This window comes from Cellulomonas olei (genome assembly GCF_039548315.1).
In the GTDB taxonomy this organism is placed as follows: domain Bacteria; phylum Actinomycetota; class Actinomycetes; order Actinomycetales; family Cellulomonadaceae; genus Cellulomonas.
Window position 1 is genome coordinate 1 of sequence record NZ_JBCLVN010000048.1, and the last position, 21,915, is coordinate 21,915.

Genomic DNA, 21,915 nt, shown 5'->3' on the forward strand with positions numbered 1-21,915 from the left:
CACGCACGCGCCGACGCCCTCGGACTGCACCCCGCGCACGTACGCGACGCCGAGCTCGCCGGCCAGCCGCGGGTCCTCCGAGAAGTACTCGAAGTTCCGCCCGCACAGCGGGGTGCGCTTGATGTTCACGCCCGGGCCGAGCAGCACGCCGACGCCGAGCGCCGCGGCCTCGCGCCCGAGCGCCGCCCCGACCCGCTGCACCAGGTCGGTGTCCCAGGTGGCGGCCAGGGCCGAGCCGGTGGGGAAGCAGGTGGCGGGCTCCCACACCATGGGGCGGCCGGTCTCGCGCCGCAGCCCGTGCGGGCCGTCGCCGAGCTCGACCGACGGCACGCCGGCCTCCGGCACGGCGCGGGTCCAGAAGTCCCCGTCGCCGACGAGCAGCCCGGCGCGCTGCGCGGGGGTCGGCGGGGCGGACCCGTCGGGCGTCCCCGTGGCGTCGGTGGTCATGCGGTCTCCTCCCGGAGGGTCAGGTGTGCAGGAACTCGGGCGGGTGCGCGACCCGGCCGAGCAGCGCGGGGCCCGCGGCGACGCCGCCCTCCGCCAGCGCGTCGAGCACCACGCCCGTGAGCGGGGGAGCGGTGGCGACGGCCACCGTCGCCGCCGGTGCCGCCTCGGCGAGCCCGGCGAGCAGCGCGTCCCGCATCGCGGGGTGCTCGGAGGTGACGACGGACCCGTTGAGCAGCACCGGCAGCTCCCCGGAGGCGAGGTCCACCCCGACGCGCCGCGCGGTCCACTGCGCGTAGCCGACGAACGCCCGCGCCTGCTGCTCGACGATGCCCGCGGCCACCGGGTCGCCGTCGGACGCGGCTGCGAGCACGACGCGCGCCGCCCGCCACCGCTCGGTCTCGGGCAGCGCGCCGAACCGCCGGGTGAAGCGGTGCCGCAGGTCGTGCCCGTCCGCCGCCCCGTACAGCTCGAGCAGCGCCGGGGTGAGGGCCGTCCGCGGTCCGAGCCCCATCCACGCGAGGTGGACGGCCGTCAGCCCGCTGTTGCCCAGCCCGGCGCCGCCGAGGTCGTGGAACACGAACATGCCCGAGCACTCCTCGGTGCCGTCGGGCGCGCGGGCGGCGAGGGCCGGGCCGGTCCCCACGGTGATGCTGAGCCCGACGCCGGTGCCGTCGACCAGCCGGAGCGAGGCGAACCCGTCGTTCTTGATCGACCGCGCGCCGAGGCCCGGCAGCCCGGCGGTGAGCCGCTCGTCCCACAGCGCCGCGTCCTCCGGCCAGTCCACGCCGGCGAGCCGGAACGCCGAGGCGCGCAGGTCCGCCGGTGCGACGCCCGCCTCCGCGAGCGCGGCCCGCACGGCGCCGAGCACGGCGTCGACCGCCTCCGGCACCGTCGGCGCCCCGTAGATGTCGCCGCGCCCGCCCCGGCCGCGGCCGAGGACGCGCCCGCCGGCGTCCACGACCACGGCCAGCGTCTTGGAGTTGCCGCCGTCCACCGCGAGGAACGCGGGCCCCGCGGGCCCCGTGGCGGCACCGGCGGGGACGGCGCCGGTCACCGCAGCAGCCGCTCCGGCAGGTACGCCCGGTGCGCCCACGCCATCTCGTCGTACAGCTCCTCCGCGACCGCGAGCGTCGGCACCAGCGGGTTGGCCGTCAGCGCCCGCACGCCGTCGGCGCGGGTGCCGTGCCACGCGGCCTCCGCCGCCAGGTACTGGTACTCCGCGAGCTGCTGCACCAGGCCGCGCACGGCGTGGGGGAGCGGGCGCTGCTTCTCGGGGTGGACCCCCGCCGCGTCGACCGTGCACCACATCTCGACCACCACGTCGTCGTCGAAGCCCGGCAGCGCCCCGCCGGTGTTCGGCAGGTTCACCGGCAGCCGCGCGCCCGTGTCGTTGTAGAAGGCGCTCATGACGTCGATGGCCAGCTCCAGCTCGTGGATGCCGCCGCGCGAGCGCGACGGGTCGAGGTCCGGCACCTCGGCCTGCGCCTGCTCGGCGTAGTGCTCCCAGTACCCGGGCAGCGCCGCGAGCAGGTCCTCGGCGCGGGTGGTGCGGGCGCCCTGCAGCTCCCGCAGCACCTCCTCCTTGTAGTAGTAGTACTGGAAGTAGTCGGCCGGCAGGGACCGCATCGCGACCGCCAGGCGCAGCATCCGCTTCTCGAACGTCCCGAGCGCCGGGTCGTCCCGGCGCTCGGCCCACGCGGCGTCGAGCAGGGGCATCACGTCCTGGCCGTCGTACAGGTGCTCGGTCGACCAGCAGTTGTGGTTCACGCCGGCCATCGTGACCTCGGCGCGGGCGGGGTCGAGGCCCGCGGCCCGCAGCACGGTGCCGGGGAACGTGATCGGACCCTCGCACATGGACCAGATCGGCACGTCGGTGAACCGCGACACGGCCTGCGACACGATGTTGACCGGGTTGGTGTAGTTGAACAGCACCGCCCGGGGCGCGACCGCGCGGATGTCCTCGACGATCCCCTGGAACTCGGTGATCGAGCGCAGCGCCATGAAGAACCCGCCCGGCCCCTGCGTCTCCTGGCCGATCACGCCGTGCTTGAGGGGGATCCGCTCGTCGAGCGCCCGCGCGGCGAAGTCGCCGGGGCGGAAGCTCGACAGCACGGCGTCGGCGTCGGTGAGCGCGGCGCGGCGGTCCGTGGTGGAGGAGATCGTGATGTCCAGGCCCTGCGCCTCGGCGATGCGGCGGGCGATGCGCTCGACGACGGCCAGCCGGTCCGCGTCGAGGTCCTGCAGCACCACGTGGGAGCCGGCGAACTCCTTGCCGTGCCAGAGGAACGAGGCCATGGTCCCCGCGGCGCGCGAGGACCCTCCGCCGATGTACACGAGCTTGATCGCAGCCATGTCCGTCCTTGTCGGGAGGGGTGCCCGGCCGGGCGGCCGGACGGGGGTCGGGAGGGGGTGGGGGTCCGCGGTCGCGCGGCGTCAGACCGCGCCGGGCAGCGCGGCCTCCGCGGGGAGGGAGGCGGCCGCGGCGTCCGCGACCATCGACGCCCGCGGGCACTCGGTCAGCACGGTCGCGGGCCACTGCGGGTCGTAGGCGTCGGCGGCGACCAGGCGGCGGAACGTGTCCTGCTTGTGCTCGCCCGTCACGATCATCACCACCTCGCGGGACAGGTCGGCGATGGTCCCGACGCCCACGGTGATGCCGAGGCGGGGGACCAGGTCGAGGGACACGAGCTCGGGGAACGTCCCCATGTTGTCCTGCCGGGTCGCCTCGCCGAGCCGCGCGACGTGCGTGCGGGCGTGGCGGGGGGTCCCGGGCTGGTTCAGCGCGATGTGGCCGTCGCTCGCCCCGGACGCCAGCAGGAACAGGTCGATCCCGCCGGCCTCCGCGATGCGCGTGTCGTAGGCGTCGGGGTCCGCCGGGTCGGGGATCCACAGCTCGCGCGGCCCGGGCGTGCCGGCGGCGCGGGCCGCCGCGACGAGCGGCTCGTGGATCTCCCGGCGCGCGTACCCGAGGCAGCTGTAGGACAGCGCGGGGTCGACGCGCTCCAGGCGGCCGTCGGCCGTCTCGACCACGTAGTCGTCCATCATGACGACGACCAGCCGCGACAGGTCGACGTCGCCGCGCTCGCGGACGAGCTCGGGCAGGGTGCGGTAGGCCGGCTCCGCGGAGCGCCCGCTCGGGCAGCCCAGCAGGAACGGGCGGTCGTCGTCGGGCGCCGCGGCGAGGCGGTCCAGGACGAGCTCGGCGACGTGCCGCCCGACGGCGGCGGCGTCCGGCAGGACGAGGGGGGTGGTCGACACTTCGGCTCCGTGGGGTCGTGCGGATGGGGGTGCGGCTGGGTGGCGGGCGGACCCGGGCGGCGCGCTCACTCCTTGAGCGCGCCGGCGAGCATCCCGGCGATGAACTTGCGCTGGAAGAAGACGTAGAGCACGAGCACCGGGGCGGCGACCAGCAGGCCGCCGGCAGCCATGAGGTTGATCTCGGTGACGTGCTTGCCCTGGAACACGCCGAGCGCGACCGTCGCGGTCTGGTTGTCGCCGTGCAGGAACACCAGCGACAGGAAGTAGTCGTTCCACGTCCACATGAAGCTCAGCAGCACCAGCGTGTAGACGGCCGGCCGGATGAGCGGCAGGGCCACGCGCGACAGCATCCGCAGCGGGCCGGCGCCGTCGAGCTCGGCCGACTCGAACAGCGACCGCGGCAGCGCCCGGAACGCGGCGCGCATCCAGAACACGCCGAAGGGCACGCCGGTGCCCAGGTGGATGAGGATGATGCCGGGGACCGAGTTCGTCAGGCCGAGGGGCCGGAACTGGTAGTACAGCGGCACGATGATCGCCTCGAGCGAGATCATCATGCCGAGCAGCACGACGGGGAACAGGGCCTTCTCGCCGACGACGCCGAGCACCCCGAACCCGTAGCCGCCGAGCAGCGCGAGCAGCACGCCGACCACGACGACGACCACGGTGATGGTCAGCGACACGGTCATGGAGCGCGAGAAGTCCGCGCTGCGCCAGGCGGTCGCGAAGTTCTCCCAGCGCAGGTCGCCGAGGGCGGGGCGGCCGGCCCGGTCGGGGCTGACGGCCGCGAGGACGAAGTAGCCGACGGGCACCAGCACGGCCGCGGCGAGCGCGACCAGGACGGTGTAGTTGACCACGCGTTCGGTGCGGGAGATCACGGCGGGCACCTCACTCCTTCTCCGACAGCCGGGTGATGGTCAGCGCGATGAGCAGGCACAGCAGCGCCATGACGACGCCGATCGCGGCGGCCTGCCCGACCTGGGGGTTCTGGAACGCGGCCCGGTAGAGCGCGACCGCGGGCGTCAGCGTCGACGTCCCGGGACCGCCGCGGGTGGTGATCCAGACCAGGTCGAACGTGCGCAGGGCGCCGGTGATGGTGAGCGTCAGCGCGACCGCGAGCTGGCCGCGCAGCCCGGGCAGCGTGACGGCGAAGAACTCCCGGACCGGCCCGGCGCCGTCCATGCGGGCGGCCTCGTACAGCTCGGGCGGGATGGAGGACGCGCCGGAGATGAACAGCACCATGCAGAACCCGAAGCCGGCCCAGGTGCCGATGAGGCCGAGCGCGGGCAGCGCCCACGTGAAGTCCCCGAGCCAGCTGCGGGCCAGCGACCCGAGCCCGACCGCCCGCAGCGCCTCGTTCAGCGGCCCCTCGGGGGCGTAGATCCGCTTGAACACCAGGGCGATGACGATGCTGGTCATCACCTGCGGCAGGAAGTAGATCCACCGGAACGCCGCCATGCCGGGCAGCCGGGTCCGCGTGAGCAGCGCGGCGGACAGCAGCCCGAGCGCGATGGGCAGCACCGAGAAGAACGCGACGAGCACGAGCACGTGCCCGAACGTCGAGCGCAGCTCCGGGTCGGTGAGGAACCGGGTGTAGTTGTCGAACCCGACCCAGACCGCCTGCGTCACGCCGTCCCAGCGGAAGAACGAGTACTGGACGGACTGCAGCAGCGGCACCAGCACCACGTACCCGTAGAGCAGCAGCCCGGGTGCGGCGAACCCGAGCCCGATCCAGCGGCTCCGCCGGCGCCTCGCGGACGGCCGGCGCGGGGCCCCCGCCCGGCCGGCGCGTGCCGGCCGGGACGGGGTGCCGGGCAGGCCCGCGGGCGGGCGCGTCCCGGTGGCGGTCACGAGTCCTGCCCGAGCTCCTCGAGGAAGGCCGTCCGGTCCGCCTCGACCGCGTCGGTGAGCTGCTGAGGCGTCACCTTGCCCGCGTAGAGCAGCTGCATGTTCTGCGTGATGGTGTCGAGCAGCGTCGGGCTGGCCCAGTCGATGTAGGGCACGTAGCCGTCGTCGGCGTCGAGCGTCTGGGTGGCCGTGGCCTCGCCCTGCAGGCTCAGCGCGTCGTCGGGCAGCGTCACGTCGGTGTTGAGCATCGGCACCAGGCCCATGTCGACGGCCGTCTGGCTGCCCTCGGCGGACATCAGGTGGTCGAGGAACGCCGCGGCGACGTCCGGGTGCTCGCACGAGCTGGAGATCACCATCGCGCCGGGAGCGGCGCCGACGCCGACCGTCTCCCCGGAGTCCTGCGCGAGCTGGACGTACCCGAACTGGTTCAGCTGGTCTCCGGACAGCCCGAGCGAGCCGGTGTACTCGAACCGGAAGACGCCCTGCCCGTCGAGGAAGTTCGCGACGGCCGTCTGGTAGTCGATGCCCTCGTACGACGGCGTGAACCAGCCGGAGTCCGCCCAGGCCTTGATGGTGGTCGCCGCCTCGGTCAGCGAGGTGTCCGCGGCGGTGACGTCGGGGTCGTCGTAGATGAAGTCGTTCAGGGCGTCCTTGTCGGCCAGCATCGCCTGCACGCCGAGCAGCACCGCGGTGCCGCCGTCCACGCTGCCGTAGGCGAACGGGATCTCGCCGGCGTCCGCGGCGGCAGCGGCGGCCGCCTCCAGGTCGTCGAGCGTCTGCGGCGGCTCGAGGCCGAGCGCGTCGAGCTTCTCGACGTTGTAGTACAGGCCGATGAGCGACCCGCGGGCCAGCGGCGTGGCGAACCAGGACCCGCTGCCGATGGTCGTGAAGTCGGTCGTGAACTGGTTCTGCCGGGCGATGGTCGTCGGCACCTCGTCGTCCCAGCCGTACAGCTCGGCGTAGTCGTCGAGGTTGCGCACGAGGTTGCCGCGCGCCAGCGTCCCGAGGGACTGCCAGCCGTTGTTCGCCGACGCGATGTCGGGCCCGTCCGGGTCCTGGAGCTGCAGGTTCAGGGTCGAGGTCAGCTGGCCCCAGTCCTCGGTGGTGCGGTCGATCGTCACGTTCGGGTACTCGGCCTCGAACTGCTCGATCATCGCGTCGATCCACTCGCCCTCGGCCGAGCCCCAGAAGTCGCTGAGCCGCAGGGTCACGTCGCCGGCGGCGGCGACGTCGTCCGAGACGGCGGCGGTGGAGGAGTCGTCGGTCGTGCTGCTGCCGCCGGGGGTGCAGCCCGCGACGGCGAGCAGGCTCAGGACAGCGGTCGTGCCGAGGACCAACCGGGCACGGTGCTCCTTCATGTGTCACTCCGATGTGCGCTGCGGGGGCCGTGGACCGGGGTGGGTTCCCGGGTGGCGTCGTCGCCGGAGGCCCGTGCCGACGACGCTAGCAGCGGGAGGACCAGTTGGTCCAGCAATAGACCAAAACTCGGTACTGGTATGAAAGTCGGTGCGACTGGTAGCGTGCCCGCATGATCACCCAGGGGGCCGTCCAGGCGGTGCACGAGCGGCTCACGGAGGACCTGCGCCTGGGGCGCTACGCCCCGGGCTCGCGGCTCCCCGGCGAGCGCGAGCTGTCCACCCGGCTCGGCGTCAGCCGGACCACGCTGCGCCAGGCGCTCGCGGCGCTCGAGGAGGACGGCGCCGTCGAGCGGTCCGCGCAGCGCGGCTGGTTCGTGCCGCGCCAGGTCATCGGGGAGCCGCCCAGCACCCTGCAGTCGTTCACCGAGATGGCGCGCTCCCGCGGGCTGCGGCCGAGCTCGCGCGTGCTGCGCCAGGAGGTGCGCCCCGCCACGTTCGAGGAGGCCGACCGGCTCGCCGTCGCGCCCGCCTCCCCGGTGCTGCAGCTCGACCGGCTGCGCGGCATGGACGGCGTCCCCGTCTGCTACGACGTCGTCGTCGTCCCGCGCGACCGCGCGGCCGCCCTGGTCGACGCCGACCTGACCGACCGCTCGCTCTACGAGGAGCTGCGCACCCGGTGCGGGATCGCCATCCACCGGTCCGCGTACTCCGTGCAGGCGGACGCCGCCGACGACCGCCTCGCCGCGCTCCTCGGCACGACCGTCGGGGCACCCGTGCTCGTCGGGCGCGAGGTCGCGTACACCGCCGACGGCGCCCCCGTGCTCGTCGGCGTCAACCACTACCGCGGGGACGCCTACCGGTTCGAGGCCGACCTCTACCGCCCCGGCCCCTGACGCGCCCGCCCCTGAGGCACCCGCCCCTGACGCGCCCGCCCCGACCCGGCCGGGGGCGGGGCGGGCGTCCCGTGGGCAGGACGTCCCGGACGGGTCGGTCCGGGGACGTGCCAGACTTGGTGCGATAGCGAACCCCACTTTCTTTGGAGCTGCTGCGATGGCCATCGCCACCCCCGAGGTGTACGCCGAGATGATCGACCGGGCGAAGGCGGGCAAGTTCGCCTACCCGGCCGTCAACGTCACCTCCTCCCAGACCGTCACCGCCGCGCTGCAGGGCTTCGCCGAGGCGGAGTCGGACGGCATCCTCCAGGTGTCGGTCGGCGGCGCCGAGTACGCGTCGGGCTCCACGGTGAAGGACCGCGTCTCCGGCACCCGCGCGCTCGCCGCGTACGCCACCGAGGTCGCCAAGGGCTACGGCATCACGGTCGCCCTGCACACCGACCACTGCGTCAAGAAGAACCTGGACTCCTGGGTCCGCCCGCTCCTGGCCCTCGAGGCCGAGGAGGTCAAGGCCGGCAAGAACCCGACCTTCCAGTCGCACATGTTCGACGGCTCCGACATCCCGCTGGACGAGAACCTCGTCATCGCGGCCGAGCTGCTCGAGCTGTCGCAGGCCGCGCGCACCATCCTCGAGATCGAGGTCGGCGTCGTGGGCGGCGAGGAGGACGGCCACGAGGCCGAGATCAACGAGAAGCTCTACACCACGGCCGAGGACGGCCTGGCGACGGTCCGCGCGCTCGGCGCCGGCGAGAAGGGCCGCTACCTGACGGCGCTGACCTTCGGCAACGTGCACGGCGTGTACAAGCCGGGTGCCGTCAAGCTGCGCCCGTCGATCCTCGCGGACATCCAGAAGGCCGTCGGCGCGGAGATCGGCAAGGAGAACCCGTTCGACCTCGTGTTCCACGGCGGCTCGGGCTCCACGGCCGCGGAGATCGCCGAGGCGGTCGACAACGGCGTCATCAAGATGAACATCGACACCGACACCCAGTACGCGTTCACGCGCCCCGTGGTCGGCCACATGTTCACCAACTACGACGGCGTCCTCAAGGTCGACGGCGAGGTGGGCAACAAGAAGGCCTACGACCCGCGCGCCTGGGGCAAGCTGGCCGAGGCCGGCATGGCCGCCCGCATCGTCGAGGCCGCGCAGCAGCTGCGCTCGGCGGGCCAGCGCATGCGCTGAGGCCGACGCCTCCCGCGCCCCGGCGCGACGACGAGGGCCCGGTCACCGTGACGGTGACCGGGCCCTCGTGCGTCGTGGGGCGCGCCGTGCGGGAGCCGCGGCGGTCAGCCCGCCGGGGGAGCGTCGTCGACGACGTCCAGCAGCTCGCCGATGCGCGTCACCTCGAGCAGGAACTCCACCGTCGGCGGCACGTGCAGCAGCCGGACGCGGTGCGGCGTGCGCATCGCGAGCCGCGCCAGGAACGCGACGCCCGAGGAGTCCATGAACGTCACGTGGTGCGCGTCGACCTCGATCGGCAGGCCGGCCTGCTCCGCGTCCGTGCCGGCCTGCGCCAGGTCGGCCCCGAGGTCGGCGTCGACCTCGCCGGACAGCACGATCGTGGTCCTGTCGGGCGACAGGATGACGTGCACGGACCCCGGCTCCCCGGCGGCGTCCCGGGCGGCGGGTACCGTCGGTGCCGCGGCGTCCTGCGAGGTCCCGTCCCCGGCGAGCCCGCCCGGCGGTGTGCTGTTACCGTCGCGCACGATGCTCCCTTCCTTCCGGATGGCGGTCGTCGGACCGTGCCGGTGTCGGCTCGTCCCGGTGGGTGGCTTCGCCGGAACCTGTCCGGAACGCTAGACGATCGGAGGCGGTGGTGGTCAACTCCGCGCCCGGGGACCGCGCCGAGGAGACCCAGGAGGCGCTCGGCAGGGCCATCGGCCAGGCCGTGGGGATGCCCGTCCTGGTCGCGGCCGCGGAGCCGCCGCTCTGGCCCGTCGTGTGGGTGAACCCGGCGTTCACGGAGCTGACCGGCCTGACGGCGGCTGACGTCGCCGGCCCCGCGGCGCAGCTCGTGTCGCTCGCGGCCGAGGACGCCGCCGGCCTGCGCCGGCTCCGGGAGGCGGTGCAGGCCTCGCGGTCGACGTCCGCCCTGCTGCGGCTCCGGCGCGCCGGCGGCGACTGGTTCTGGGCGCGGACCGTCGTCACCCCGGTGCTCGGCGCCGACGGGGAGCCGACGCACTGGGTGGCCGCGTTCGTCGACGTCACCGCCGAGGTCGACCGGGACGCCGCCGTCGCCGCCCAGGTCGAGGTGGTCCGGCAGGAGAGCGAGGACCTCGCGCTCATCGGCACGGTGTCGGACCTGGTCATGGACCTCGACGACCCGTACGGCCTGCGGGCCATCGCCGAGCTGCTGTCCTCCCGGGTGGTCGCGTGGGCGGGCTTCTACGTGGACGACGACGGCCTGCACGCGGCGGACGGCGTCGACACGACGCGGGTCCCGTGGGGGCAGCGCCGCCAGCCCGCCGGTGCGCCCGGACCGTTCGTGCCGCGCCGCGGGGACCGGTCGGACGTGCCGGACGCGGTGCAGCGGCTGCTGGACGGCGAGGGCGAGGGCGCCGTCGCGATCGACTTCGACGTCGCGGCCGACCACCCCCCGCGCACGGCGTCGGCGTGGCTCGCGGCCGACCTGCGGGCGCGCGTCCCCGGCGGCGCGGAGCTCGCGCACGTCGCGGTGCTGGCGCTGCCGGGCCGCAACCGGGTGCTCGGCCTGCTGGTGGCCGTCCCGCGCGAGGCGGCGCCGGGCCAGGACCGCGTGCCCGGGTCCGCCCTGGACGAGCGGACGCGCACCATCCTGTCGCTGACCGGCCGGCGGGTCGGCCTCGCGATGGAGAACGTCCGGCTCTACGCGCGCGAGCACCGGGTCGCCGAGACCCTCCAGCGCGCGATGCTCCCCGAGCAGGCGGAGGTCGACGGGCTCGACGTGTGGTCGTACTACGCGCCGAACGTCGTCTACGCGCAGGTCGGCGGAGACTGGTACGACGTCGTGCAGATCGCCCCGGACGTGGTGGGCGTCGTCATCGGGGACGTCGTGGGCCACGACGTCGAGGCGGCCGCCGCGATGGGCCAGCTCCGCTCCGTGGTCCGCGCGTACGCGTTCGAGGTGACGGAGCCGGGCCCCGTGCTGGAGCGCGTCGACACCCTGGTCGGCGGCATGCGGATCCCGCGGTCGGCCGGCCTGGTGCTCACCACGCTGACGCGCAGCGGCGGAGCGGACGGCGGCTGCCCCACGTGGTCCCTGGCGTACTCGCGCGCCGGGCACCTGCCGGCGCTGCTGGTGCGGGACCGCGAGGTGGTCCTGCTCGACGGCGCGGGCGGCCCGCTGATCGGGTTCGGCCATGGCCCGCGCAGCACCGCGCGGGCCGACCTGCTGCCCGGCGACGTCCTGGTCTTCTACACCGACGGCCTCATCGAGCGCCGGGACCGCGCCCTGCTCGACGGTCTCGCGGCGCTGCGCGCGGTCGCCGCGGGCGCCACCGCGGTCGACGCGGCCGGCATCGGCGAGGAGCTGCTCGCGCGGCTCGCGGACAGCCCCGAGGACGACGTCGCGGTCGTCGTCGTGCGGATCCCCGACCTCACCGACACGTCCGGTCACGGCGGCAACGTCCGCAGCCGGCGCTGGCAGCTCCCCAGCGAGCCCGCGTCGATCGCCCGGGCACGTCACGCCGTGCTGCGCACCAGCCACGCGTGGGAGCTCGGCGACGCGGCGAACGCCGAGCTCGTGGTGTCGGAGCTGGTCGCCAACGCCGTGCTGCACGGGTGGGGTCGCGTCACGCTCCGGCTGCACGACACCGGCGAGGGTCTGCGCATCGAGGTCGAGGACTCCAACCCCACGCCGCCGGTCGCCACCGAGGGCCACCCGGGGCGGATCGGCGGGTTCGGCATGCGGATCGTCGAGCGGCTGGCCGACTGGGGGTGGCGCCCGTCGGGCAGCGGGAAGGTCGTGTGGGCGCGGGTCCGCCCGTCCGGGCCCGCCGGCGCCGACGGCCCCGCGGGACCGGCGACATGACCGCGGTCGTGCTCCCGGCTGACGACGGCGACCTGACGGCACGCATCGACGACGCGATCGCGGACGCGGGACAGCCCGGAGCCGGCACGGAGGACTTCCGTCGGGCGGCTGCCGACGTCGTCACCGAGGCGGACTGGTGATCGAGCGCGGCGACGTCTGCTGGGTCGGCGAGCTGCGGGGCGGCGCGCCCGGGACGCGGAGCCCTGCCGTCGTCGTGCAGGCGGACGGAGTCGACCGCCCGGGTGTCCGGACCGTGCCGGCGGCCTGAGGCGCGGTCAGGCGGGCGAGGAGGCGTCCTCGGTCGCGGGGGACGTCTCGTCGCCCGCGCAGCGGTGGTCCGCATCGATGCGGAACAGCTCGAGCGCCCCGCAGATCTCCAGCACGAACAGGTCCCGCGGGTCCGCGCCGCGCAGCACCGTGGCCCCGCCCCGCTTGCGGCTGGCGTCGGCCAGCGAGATGAGGAACGCCGCGCCCGTCGAGTCCATGAACGTCACGCCGCACATGTCGATGACCAGCAGCTGGCGCCGCAGCCCCACCACGCGGGCCGCGATCTCCGGGAACTGGTCGCGCTCGGCGAGGTCGAGGTCGCCGGCGATGACGAGCGTGGTCGTCGCCGCCGAGGTGGCGATCTCGATCATGGGGGACCTCCGTGGGGCCTGCAGGGGCGGGACGACTGTAACCACCCGCGCCGCGGCACCGCATGCGGAGCGGGTGGCTGCGACACTGGGCCCATGACCGGTCCGAACCTCCTCGAGCCCGAGCCCACCCGCCTGCCCGAGGGCGCCGACGCCGACGCGCGCGCGGTGCTCGACCGGGGCGGCGACCCCCGCGACGCCGCCCGCGAGGTGCCGACGTCGTCGCTCGCCTGGGCGCTGCTCGCCGAGCGCGCGCTCGCCGACGAGGGCGACCCGGTCGCGGCGTACGCCTACGCGCGCACCGGCTACCACCGCGGGCTCGACGCCCTGCGCCGGGCCGGCTGGCGCGGGCGCGGGCCCGTCCCCGCCGACCACGAGCCGAACCAGGGGTTCCTGCGGGCGCTCCTCGCGCTCGCGGAGGCCGCCGACGCCATCGACGAGGAGGACGAGGCCGACCGCTGCGCCCAGTTCCTCGTCGACTCCGGCACCTCCCCGGAGGAGATCAGCGCCCTCCGCTGACCCCCTCCCCCTCCCTCTTCTCTCTACCTCCCTCCCCTCGGAGGCTCCCAACGCGCTCGGAGGGGGGCGCGCGGGATCGTGGTGGTCCGCGGAGCACCACGATCACGCGTGGGAGGCTCCGACGGGCCCAGGGGTGGGCTCCCGCGGGAGGAGGGCGGCTCCGGTAGCCTTTTGGAGGTACTGGGTCGCCTGCCGCCCGGTGCCTGGAGCGCCCCGGACGTCGAGACCGCCGGGAGACGCCGCCGCCGGGCAGGGTGGGAGTGTGATCGACATGCCGGCCGTCGTGGTGCTCGGGACCCAGTGGGGCGACGAGGGCAAGGGCAAGGCGACCGACCAGCTCGGCTCGCGGATCGACTACGTCGTGAAGTTCAACGGCGGCAACAACGCCGGGCACACGGTCGTCGTCGGCGGCGAGAAGTACGCCCTGCACCTGCTGCCGTCCGGCATCCTGTCGCCCGGCGTCGTCCCGGTCATCGGCAACGGCGTCGTCATCGACCTCGAGGTGCTCTTCTCGGAGATCGACGCGCTCGAGGCCCGGGGCGTGTCCGCGGAGCGGCTGCTCGTGTCGTCGGCCGCGCACGTCATCGCCCCGTACCACCGCACCATCGACAAGGTGACCGAGCGGTTCCTCGGCAAGCGGAAGATCGGCACCACCGGCCGCGGCATCGGCCCGGCGTACGCCGACAAGATCAACCGCGTCGGCATCCGCATCCAGGACCTGTTCGACGAGAAGATCCTGCGGCAGAAGGTCGAGGGCGCGCTCGACCAGAAGAACCACCTGCTCGTGAAGGTCTACAACCGCCGGGCCATCACGGTCGACGAGACCGTCGAGGACCTGCTGCGCTTCGCCGAGCGGCTCCACCCGTACGTCGCGGACACCCCGCTGGTGCTGAACCAGGCGCTGGACGCGGGGAAGACCCTCGTGTTCGAGGCCGGCCAGGCCACCATGCTCGACGTCGACCACGGCACGTACCCGTTCGTCACGTCGTCGTCCGCGACGGCCGGCGGCGCGTGCACCGGCTCGGGCATCGGCCCGACGCGCATCGACCGGGTCGTCGGCGTCGCGAAGGCGTACACCACCCGCGTCGGCGAGGGCCCGTACCCCACGGAGCTGTTCGACGAGGACGGCGAGTGGCTGCGCCGCACCGGCGGGGAGTACGGCACCACGACGGGCCGCCCGCGCCGCACCGGCTGGTACGACGCGGTCGTCGCGCGGTACTCCTCGCGCATCAACGGCCTGACGGACCTCGTGGTGACGAAGCTCGACGTGCTCACCGGCCGGGACACGATCCCGGTGGCGGTGGCGTACGACGTGGACGGCCGCCGGTTCGACGAGATGCCGGACGACCAGAGCGACTACCACCACGCGACGCCGGTCTACGAGTACCTGGACGGCTGGACCGAGGACATCACGGGCGCCCGCGAGCTCGACGACCTGCCGAAGGCCGCGCAGCGCTACCTGGCGCGCCTCGAGGAGATCTCGGGCTGCCGGATCTCCGCGGTGGGCGTCGGCCCGGGCCGCGAGGCGACCGTCAGCATCCACGACCTGCTGGGCTGACCTGCTGCCCCGGGCGTCCCGCCGCCCGGTCACCCTGCGCGCGACGGCGGCCCGGCGGACCCTGCGCGTCCCAGGGCGCGGTCCGTCCACCCGGCCGCGCGCGGCGGCTCGGTAGGGTCGGCCCGTGAAGATCCTCGTCGTCGGGACCGGCGCCCGCGAGCACGCCCTCGCCCTCGCCCTGTCCCAGGACCCGGCCGTCACCGAGCTGCACGCCGCCCCGGGCAACCCGGGCATCGGCGCCCTCGCCGCGCTGCACGCCGTCGACCCGCTGGACGGGGACGCCGTGGCGGCGCTCGCGACGTCGCTCGGCGCGGACCTCGTCGTCGTGGGGCCGGAGGCGCCGCTGGTGGCGGGGGTGGCCGACGCCGTGCGCGCCGCCGGGGTGCCGGTCTTCGGCCCGAGCGCCGAGGCGGCGCGCCTGGAGGGGTCGAAGGCCTTCGCCAAGGAGGTCATGGCCGCCGCCGGCGTGCCGACCGCGGACCCGGTGGTCGTCACGGACCCGGAGCGCGCGGCGGCGGCGCTCGACACGTTCGGCGCCCCGTACGTCGTGAAGGACGACGGGCTCGCGGCCGGCAAGGGCGTCGTCGTCACGGAGGACCGCGCGACGGCGCTGGCGCACGCGCTCGCGTGCCTCGCGAAGCCCGGCGGGCGCGTCGTCGTCGAGGACTACCTGGACGGCCCCGAGGTGTCGCTGTTCGTGCTGTCCGACGGCACGCACGTGGTGCCGCTGGTGCCGGCGCAGGACTTCAAGCGCGTCGGCGACGCGGACACCGGCCCGAACACCGGCGGCATGGGGGCGTACTCGCCGCTGCCCTGGGCGCCGGAGGGCCTGGTCGAGGAGGTCGTGGCGCAGGTCGCGCAGCCGACCGTCGACGAGATGGCCCGGCGCGGCACCCCGTTCGCGGGGGTCCTGTACTGCGGGCTCGCGCTGACGAGCCGCGGCACCCGGGTGGTCGAGTTCAACGCGCGCTTCGGCGACCCGGAGACGCAGGTCGTCCTCGCGCGCCTCGCGACCCCGCTCGCGGGCGTGCTGCTCGCGGCCGCGACGGGCCGGCTCGCGGAGCTGCCGCCGCTGGAGTGGCGCGACGACGCCGCGGTGACGGTGGTCGTCGCCTCGTCCGGCTACCCGGAGGCCCCGCGCACGGGCGACGTCGTCGAGGGGCTCGCCGACGCCGCCGCGCTGCCGGGTGTGGACGTGCTGCACGCCGGCACCGCGGCCGGCGCGGACGGCGCGGTGCTGTCCGCCGGGGGCCGGGTGCTCTCCGTCGTCGGCACGGGGCCGGACCTCGCGGCGGCCCGGGACGCGGCCTACGCGGGCGTCGGCCGCATCCGCCTGGACGGCTCCCACCACCGCACCGACATCGCGCGGGCGGCCGCCGGTGCCTGAGCCCGGACGCCCGCCGCGCGACCCCGACGGGCTGCGGCAGGATGGACGCATGACCGCTCCCACGCTCCCCGGCTGGACGCACACGTACTCCGGCAAGGTCCGTGACCTCTACGTCCCCGACACCACCCAGGAGGCGGGGGCGGACGTCGCGGAGCGGCACGGCGACGTCGTGCTGGTCGTCGCGAGCGACCGGGTGAGCGCCTACGACGAGGTGCTCGAGCCGGGGATCCCCGGCAAGGGCGTCGTGCTCACGCAGCTCAGCCTGTGGTGGTTCGAGCAGCTCGCCGACCTGGTGCCGAACCACGTGGTCACGGCCGACGCCCCCGACGTGCCGGAGCCGGTGCTCGGGCGGGCGATGCTGTGCCGCCGGCTCGACATGGTGCCGGTCGAGTGCGTGGCGCGCGGCTACCTCACGGGCTCGGGCCTCGCGGAGTACCGGGAGTCCGGCTCCGTGACCGGCATCGCGCTGCCGGCGGGGCTCGTGGACGGCTCGCGCCTCGCGGCGCCGGTGTTCACGCCCGCGACGAAGGCCGAGCTCGGGGAGCATGACGAGAACGTCACGCTGGACCAGGTGGCCGCGACCGTCGGGCGGGAGCTCGCCGAGCGGCTGCGTGACCTCACGCTCGCGGTCTACGCGCGGGCGGAGGGGATCGCGCGCGGGCGCGGCGTCATCCTGGCGGACACCAAGCTGGAGTTCGGCCGGGACCTCGTGACGGGGGAGCTCACGCTCGGCGACGAGGTGCTGACGCCCGACTCGTCGCGGTTCTGGCCGGCGGACGCGTGGGAGCCGGGGCGCGCGCAGCCGAGCTTCGACAAGCAGTACGTGCGCGACTGGCTGACGTCGCCGGGGTCGGGGTGGGACCGTGCGTCGGACGCCCCGCCGCCCCCGCTGCCGGCGGACGTGGTGGCACGCACCCGGGACCGGTACCTGGAGGCGTACGAGCGTCTCACCGGTCGGGCCCTCGCGCTCTGAGCCGCGGTCCGGACGGCGCCCGAAGGTAGGTTAGGCTCGCCTCATCGTCGCGGCGCCGACGACGCCGCAGCGGCGGCGCGGGCGCCCCTCCCCGATCGGAGCCCCTCGTGCACGCTCGCACGTCCCGCCCGCGCCCGGCCGCCCGCCGCGGCCTGACCGCCGTCGCCGTGCTCGGTGCCGCCGCGCTCGCCCTGACCGCCTGCTCCGGCGACGACGGCGGGTCCGCCGACGACTCCGGCACGCCCGGCGACACCGCCGCGGCCGAGGGTGCGTTCCCGGTCACCATCGAGTCGTCGCTCGGCGAGGCCACGATCCCCGAGCGCCCCGAGCGCGTCGTCGCCCTCGGCTGGGGCGCCGCCGACATCGCGTTCTCGCTCGGCACCACCCCCGTCGGCATCGAGTCCGACGACTGGGCCGGCGACGAGGACGGGTACCAGCCGTGGTTCCGCGAGGCGGTCGAGGACGCCGGCGAGGAGCTGCCCGAGACCATCACGATGTACCCGGAGCTCGACGTCGAGGCCGTCATCGCGCTCGAGCCCGACCTGATCCTCGCGACGCAGTCCGGCATCGACCAGGCCACGTTCGACCAGCTCTCCGACTTCGCGCCCGTGGTGGCCTACCCGGGTGACGCGTGGGCGACCTCCGTCGAGGACCAGATCACGATCGCGGCGCAGGCGCTGGGCGTCCCGGAGCGGGGCGACGAGCTGGTCGACGGCATCCAGGCCGCCTACGACGAGGTCGCGCAAGCGCACCCCGAGTGGGCCGACGTCACCTACGCGTACGTCTACGGCGGCGACCAGGCCGGCTCGCTCGGGGTGTACATGCCCGGCGACACCCGCGTCGCGCTGCTGTCGAGCCTCGGCCTGCAGCTCGCGCCGTCCGCCGCCTCGCTGGAGCCGGACCCCGGCTCGTTCTACGCGACGCTCGGCCTGGAGAACGCGGACCGGCTCGACGACGTGGACGTGCTGTTCACCTGGTTCAACGACGAGGACGAGCAGGCCGCCACCGAGGCGCAGCCGCTGTGGCAGCAGATGCCGGCGTTCGCGTCCGGTGCGTACCTGCCGATGATCGACCGGCAGCTCGGCATGGCGGTCACCGTCGCCGACCCGCTGAGCGTGCCGTACGCCCTCGACGCGTACGTCCCGCAGATCGAGGAGGTCGTCGCGAAGGTGACCGGGAGCTGACCAGCCGCCGACCCGGCCCGGACGAGCACCCCGGTGCCCGCGCGTGACCGCCGACGTCACCGCCCCGCGAGCCCCGCGCAGCACCGCGCGGGGCTCGCGGTCGCGTACGTGGGCGCTGGCCGCCGGGCTGCTCGTCGCCGCCGGCCTGCTGGTGCTCGCGTGCGGGCTGAGCGTCGCCGTCGGGTCCAAGCAGGTGCCGCTCGGCGACGTGTGGTCCGCGTGGCTCCGCCCGGACGACGGGTACACCTCGGCGGTCGTGCAGTCGCGGCTGTCCCGCACGGCGCTCGGGCTGCTCGCCGGCGCGGCGCTCGCGGTGTCCGGCGCCGTGATCCAGGGACTGACCCGCAACCCGCTCGGCGACCCGGGCCTGCTCGGCGTGAACGCCGGCGCGTCCGCCTCCGTGGTCGTCGTGACGGCGCTCGCCGGCGGGACCGCCGGGCGCTCGGTGTGGGCGGCGCTGCCCGGCGCCGTGCTGGCCACGGTCGCGGTGTACGTCATCGGGTCCGGAGGGCCGGGCGGCCGGGCGACGCCGGTGCGGCTCGTGCTCGCCGGGTCGGCCGTCGGTGCCGTGCTGCTCGCGCTGGTGCAGGCGATCACGCTGGCCGACACCGACGTGTTCACGACCTACCGGTTCTGGGTCATCGGCTCGCTGGCCGGGCGGCCCGACGGCACGGTCGGGCTGGTGCTGCCGTACGTCGTCGCCGGGCTGGTGCTGGCGCTGCTGCTCGCGCGGCCGCTCAACGCCCTGGCGCTGGGGGACGAGACGGCGACGGCGCTCGGGCTCAGCGCCGGGCGGACGCGCCTGCTCGCGGGGGCCGCCGCCACGGTGCTCGCGGCGGCGTCGGTGGCCGCGGTCGGGCCGGTGGCGTTCGTCGGGCTCGCGGTGCCGCTGACGGTGCGGACGTTCACCGGCGCCGACCACCGGTGGCTGCTGCCGTACGCGGCCCTGCTCGGCCCGGTGCTGCTGCTCGGGGCGGACGTCGTGGGCCGGGTCGTGGCGCGGCCGGGGGAGCTGATGGTCGGGGTGGTGACCGCGTTCCTGGGGGCGCCGTTCCTCGTGGCGGCGGTGCGGCGGGGGAGGGTCGGGCTGTGACCGGGACGGGGACCGCGGGAGCGCCGGCGGCGCCCACGGATCCGGCCCGCGCCGGGGCGGCCGCGGGCCGGCGCGGACCGGTCGTGCGGGTGAACCGTCGCGCGGTCCTCGTGTGCGCGGTCGCGCTGCTCGCCGTCCTCCTGCTCGCGGTGGTCACGGTCTGGCTGGGCGAGCTCGGGATCAGCCCCGCCGAGCTCCCCGCCGTGCTCGCCGGTCAGGGGTCGCGCGCGCAGGAGTGGGCGCTGTGGTCCAACCGCGCGCCGCGGCTCGGGGTCGCCGTGGGCGCCGGGGCCGCGTTCGGCGTGGCGGGCTCCGTGTTCCAGAGCGTCACGCGCAACCCGCTCGGCAGCCCCGACGTGATCGGCCTCGGCTCCGGCGCGGCGGCGGGCGCGGCCGCGGCGACGCTCGTCTGGCCCGGGGTGCTGCCGGGCCCGGTGGGTGCCCTGCTGGGCGCCGGGCTGGCCGTCGGGGTGGTGCTGCTCGGTGCCGGGCGCGGGGTGCGGGCGCCGCTGCGGATGGTCGTCGTGGGCATCGCCGTCGGCGCGATGAGCCTGGCGTTCGTGCAGCTCGCCCTGGCCCGGGCCACGGCCGAGGAGGCGCAGACCGTCGCGGCGTGGCTGAACGGCAGCCTGCTGTCCCGGCGGGCCGAGCACGTCGCGACCATCGGGATCGCGCTCGCGGTGCTGCTGCCGTGCGCGCTCGCGCTGACCCGCCGGCTGCAGCTCGTCGAGATGGGGGACGACGCCGCCACCGCCCTCGGCGTCGACCCCGGCCGGACCCGTGGCCTCGCGATCGCGGTGGGCGTCGCGCTGACCGCCGCCGCCGTCAGCGTCTGCGGACCCGTGTCGTTCATCGCGCTCACCGCCCCGCAGATCGCCCGGCGGCTCACCCGCTCCACCGGGCCCGGCATGGTCGCGGCCGCGTGCACGGGCGCCGCGCTGCTCGTCGCCGCCGACCTGCTCGCGCAGCACGCGCCGTGGGGCGTGCAGTACCCGGTCGGCGTGCTCACCGCGCTGCTCGGCGGCTCGTACCTGGCGTACCTGCTGGTGCGCGAGTGGAGGAAGGGAACCGCATGACCGGCACACCCGCACCGGCGTCGACGCCGGCGCCGCCGCCGCTCGCGACGGACGCCGTGACGCTCGCCTACGACCGGCTGGTGGTCGCGCGCGACCTCACCGTCGCCGTGCCCGCCGGGTCGTTCACCGTGATCATCGGGCCGAACGGCTGCGGCAAGTCCACCCTGCTGCGGGCGCTCGCCCGCACGCTGCGGCCCCGCGCGGGCCGGGTGCTGCTGGACGGCGCGCCGATGGGCTCGCTGCGCAGCCGCGCGATCGCCCGCCGGCTCGCGCTGCTGCCGCAGGGCCCCATCGCGCCCGAGGGCATCACCGTCGGCGACCTCGTCGCCCGCGGCCGCTACCCGCACCAGGGTCTGCTGCGCCAGTGGTCCGCCGACGACGCCCGCGCGGTCGAGGCCGCGATGGCCGCCACGGAGGTCACGGAGCTGCGGGACCGCGACGTCGCGGACCTGTCCGGCGGGCAGCGCCAGCGCGCCTGGCTGGCGATGGCCCTCGCGCAGGAGACGGACCTGCTGCTGCTCGACGAGCCGACGACGTTCCTCGACATCGCCCACCAGTACGAGGTCATGGACCTGTGCGCCCGGCTGCACGAGGAGGGGCGCACGCTCGTCGCCGTGCTGCACGACCTCAACCAGGCGGCCCGGTACGGCACGCACGTGATCGCGATGCAGGACGGTCGCGTGGTGGCGCAGGGCGCTCCCGGCGAGGTGATCACGGCCGGGCTGGTGCGGGACGTGTTCGGGCTGGCCGCGCGCGTGGTGCCCGACCCGGAGACCGGCACGCCGATGGTCGTCCCGCGCCGCCGGGACGCCCACGTGCGGCACAGCACCGACCGCCCCTGACGCCCGCCCCACCCGCCCCTGCAGGACCCGCGCCCGCGCCCGTCCCGCGTCCGCTGCTCATCGACATGGCCGTAGGTGCGGGGTTCGCAGGCGGGAACCCCGCACCTACTGCAACGTCGACGCGGTCGGTCGGGTCGAGAGTGGGCGCGGTCGGGCGGGCGGGCGTGAGCAGGTCAGGTGCGAGCGGTCCGGGCGGGCTGGTCGGGTCAGGTGGCCGCGAGGACCACGACGGGTTCCGACGTCGGGGCCTGCGAACCGCCGGACGGCTCGACCGTCAGCGCGAGGGCGTCGCCCGGTCGCCACGCGTCCGTGCTGACCTGGAACGTGCCGCCGGGCGCGGCGGACGTCGCGTCGGGCAGGGGCTCGCCGTCGCGCATCACCCAGAGCTGGTAGACGCGCCCGTCGCCCGGCTGGTCGACGCCCGTCGCGGTGAGCAGCGCGCCGTCCGCGGTGAGGACCGCCACCGCCGTGCCGCCCGTGGTCAGCTCGGCGCCGGCCACCTGGGCCCCGGGGACGGCCAGGGCCGCCGCGATCCTGTCGGCGCGGGCCTGCGCCTCCGCCGCCCGCTGCGACTCGCGCCAGGCGATCGTGCTCGGGACGGCCACGAGCGCCAGGACGGCGAGCGCCGTCACGAGGGTGCGCCAGCGGCGCCGGGTGGCGGGTCGTCCCGGGGAGCCGGGGCGTCCGGTCCGGGCCGGGGGCCGGGTGGAGCCGCCGGGGTGGGCGGGCGGTGCGGCAGCGGCGTGCGGGCCGGGACCGGCCGACGTGGTGACGCGGTGCGCGGAGCCGGGGTGCCCGCGCCCCGGGCGGTCGGCGTCCCCGGCGGCGGTCCCGGCCGCC

General features: G+C 75.6%; 22 protein-coding genes. 12 read left to right on the plus strand and 10 right to left on the minus strand.

Annotated elements, in window-relative coordinates:
* The 7 genes from AAHH18_RS14140 to AAHH18_RS14170 all read right to left on the minus strand — a co-directional run.
* Positions 1-447, minus strand: a 447-nt coding sequence (locus AAHH18_RS14140; RefSeq protein ID WP_343302055.1) for a glycoside hydrolase family 3 N-terminal domain-containing protein, incomplete at its 3' end; no start/stop codon positions are given.
* A gap of 19 nt (positions 448-466) precedes the next feature.
* A complete protein-coding gene (locus AAHH18_RS14145) occupies positions 467-1,501 on the minus strand; it encodes a hypothetical protein (protein ID WP_343302056.1) in 1,035 nt (344 codons plus the stop codon).
* Positions 1,498-2,799 carry a family 4 glycosyl hydrolase gene (locus tag AAHH18_RS14150; RefSeq protein WP_343302057.1) on the minus strand — a complete coding sequence of 434 codons (1,302 nt, stop codon included), beginning with the start codon at positions 2,797-2,799 and terminating at the stop codon, positions 1,498-1,500. The genes AAHH18_RS14145 and AAHH18_RS14150 overlap by 4 nt, the downstream gene beginning before the upstream one ends.
* Positions 2,800-2,880: 81 nt before the next feature.
* Positions 2,881-3,705 carry a 6-phosphogluconolactonase gene (locus AAHH18_RS14155; RefSeq protein ID WP_283319282.1) on the minus strand — a complete coding sequence of 275 codons (825 nt, stop codon included), beginning with the start codon at positions 3,703-3,705 and terminating at the stop codon, positions 2,881-2,883.
* Between the two features lie 65 nt (positions 3,706-3,770).
* Positions 3,771-4,580, minus strand: a complete 810-nt coding sequence (locus AAHH18_RS14160) for a carbohydrate ABC transporter permease (RefSeq protein ID WP_283319283.1) — start codon at positions 4,578-4,580, stop codon at positions 3,771-3,773.
* A gap of 10 nt (positions 4,581-4,590) precedes the next feature.
* Positions 4,591-5,553, minus strand: a complete 963-nt coding sequence (locus AAHH18_RS14165; RefSeq protein WP_343302058.1) for a carbohydrate ABC transporter permease — start codon at positions 5,551-5,553, stop codon at positions 4,591-4,593.
* A complete protein-coding gene (locus AAHH18_RS14170) occupies positions 5,550-6,908 on the minus strand; it encodes an ABC transporter substrate-binding protein (RefSeq protein WP_343302059.1) in 1,359 nt (452 codons plus the stop codon). The genes AAHH18_RS14165 and AAHH18_RS14170 overlap by 4 nt, the downstream gene beginning before the upstream one ends.
* 170 nt (positions 6,909-7,078) lie before the next feature.
* Here AAHH18_RS14170 and AAHH18_RS14175 point away from each other — a divergent pair, with 170 nt between their 5' ends.
* Together AAHH18_RS14175 and fbaA are read left to right on the plus strand one after the other, a co-directional pair.
* Positions 7,079-7,801: a GntR family transcriptional regulator gene (locus AAHH18_RS14175; RefSeq protein WP_283319286.1), complete on the plus strand. Its 723-nt coding sequence runs from the start codon at positions 7,079-7,081 to the stop codon at positions 7,799-7,801.
* Between the two features lie 157 nt (positions 7,802-7,958).
* On the plus strand, positions 7,959-8,981 hold the full coding sequence (fbaA, locus tag AAHH18_RS14180; RefSeq protein WP_283319287.1) for a class II fructose-bisphosphate aldolase: 1,023 nt from the start codon (positions 7,959-7,961) through the stop codon (positions 8,979-8,981).
* A gap of 104 nt (positions 8,982-9,085) precedes the next feature.
* On the opposite strand, the gene AAHH18_RS14185 is transcribed toward fbaA, so the two are convergent.
* Complete coding sequence (locus AAHH18_RS14185; protein ID WP_459349142.1) at positions 9,086-9,505, minus strand: STAS domain-containing protein; 420 nt, start codon at positions 9,503-9,505, stop codon at positions 9,086-9,088.
* Positions 9,506-9,612: 107 nt separating this feature from the next.
* Here AAHH18_RS14185 and AAHH18_RS14190 point away from each other — a divergent pair, with 107 nt between their 5' ends.
* Both AAHH18_RS14190 and AAHH18_RS14195 read left to right on the plus strand, forming a co-directional pair.
* The gene (locus AAHH18_RS14190) at positions 9,613-11,808 is read left to right on the plus strand and encodes a SpoIIE family protein phosphatase (protein WP_343302060.1); all 2,196 of its coding nucleotides are present in this window, start codon (positions 9,613-9,615) and stop codon (positions 11,806-11,808) included.
* Positions 11,805-11,948 (plus strand): hypothetical protein, encoded by a 144-nt coding sequence (locus tag AAHH18_RS14195; RefSeq protein WP_283319289.1) that lies wholly within the window; start codon positions 11,805-11,807, stop codon positions 11,946-11,948. Before AAHH18_RS14190 ends, AAHH18_RS14195 begins: the two co-directional genes overlap by 4 nt.
* 135 nt (positions 11,949-12,083) lie before the next feature.
* On the opposite strand, the gene AAHH18_RS14200 is transcribed toward AAHH18_RS14195, so the two are convergent.
* Positions 12,084-12,446 carry an STAS domain-containing protein gene (locus AAHH18_RS14200; protein ID WP_283319290.1) on the minus strand — a complete coding sequence of 121 codons (363 nt, stop codon included), beginning with the start codon at positions 12,444-12,446 and terminating at the stop codon, positions 12,084-12,086.
* Positions 12,447-12,539: 93 nt separating this feature from the next.
* Here AAHH18_RS14200 and AAHH18_RS14205 point away from each other — a divergent pair, with 93 nt between their 5' ends.
* The 8 genes from AAHH18_RS14205 (at position 12,540) to AAHH18_RS14240 (ending at position 21,075) form a co-directional block, all read left to right on the plus strand.
* Entirely contained in the window at positions 12,540-12,962 is a 423-nt protein-coding gene (locus tag AAHH18_RS14205) for a DUF3151 domain-containing protein (protein ID WP_283319291.1), read from the plus strand.
* A gap of 271 nt (positions 12,963-13,233) precedes the next feature.
* Positions 13,234-14,520, plus strand: a complete 1,287-nt coding sequence (locus tag AAHH18_RS14210) for an adenylosuccinate synthase (RefSeq protein ID WP_283321966.1) — start codon at positions 13,234-13,236, stop codon at positions 14,518-14,520.
* Between the two features lie 124 nt (positions 14,521-14,644).
* Entirely contained in the window at positions 14,645-15,907 is a 1,263-nt protein-coding gene (gene purD / locus AAHH18_RS14215; RefSeq protein ID WP_343302061.1) for a phosphoribosylamine--glycine ligase, read from the plus strand.
* Positions 15,908-15,956: 49 nt separating this feature from the next.
* Positions 15,957-16,880, plus strand: a complete 924-nt coding sequence (locus tag AAHH18_RS14220; protein ID WP_343302062.1) for a phosphoribosylaminoimidazolesuccinocarboxamide synthase — start codon at positions 15,957-15,959, stop codon at positions 16,878-16,880.
* A 107-nt stretch (positions 16,881-16,987) separates the two neighbouring features.
* On the plus strand, positions 16,988-18,064 hold the full coding sequence (locus tag AAHH18_RS14225; protein ID WP_283319294.1) for an iron-siderophore ABC transporter substrate-binding protein: 1,077 nt from the start codon (positions 16,988-16,990) through the stop codon (positions 18,062-18,064).
* A 43-nt stretch (positions 18,065-18,107) separates the two neighbouring features.
* Positions 18,108-19,157: a FecCD family ABC transporter permease gene (locus tag AAHH18_RS14230; RefSeq protein WP_343302063.1), complete on the plus strand. Its 1,050-nt coding sequence runs from the start codon at positions 18,108-18,110 to the stop codon at positions 19,155-19,157.
* Between the two features lie 89 nt (positions 19,158-19,246).
* A complete protein-coding gene (locus tag AAHH18_RS14235) occupies positions 19,247-20,233 on the plus strand; it encodes a FecCD family ABC transporter permease (protein ID WP_343302064.1) in 987 nt (328 codons plus the stop codon).
* Complete coding sequence (locus AAHH18_RS14240) at positions 20,230-21,075, plus strand: ABC transporter ATP-binding protein (RefSeq protein ID WP_343302065.1); 846 nt, start codon at positions 20,230-20,232, stop codon at positions 21,073-21,075. The genes AAHH18_RS14235 and AAHH18_RS14240 overlap by 4 nt, the downstream gene beginning before the upstream one ends.
* 206 nt (positions 21,076-21,281) lie before the next feature.
* Here the strand turns inward: AAHH18_RS14240 and AAHH18_RS14245 are convergent.
* The coding region (locus tag AAHH18_RS14245) for an anti-sigma factor (RefSeq protein ID WP_343302066.1) at positions 21,282-21,915 on the minus strand (634 nt) is incomplete at its 5' end.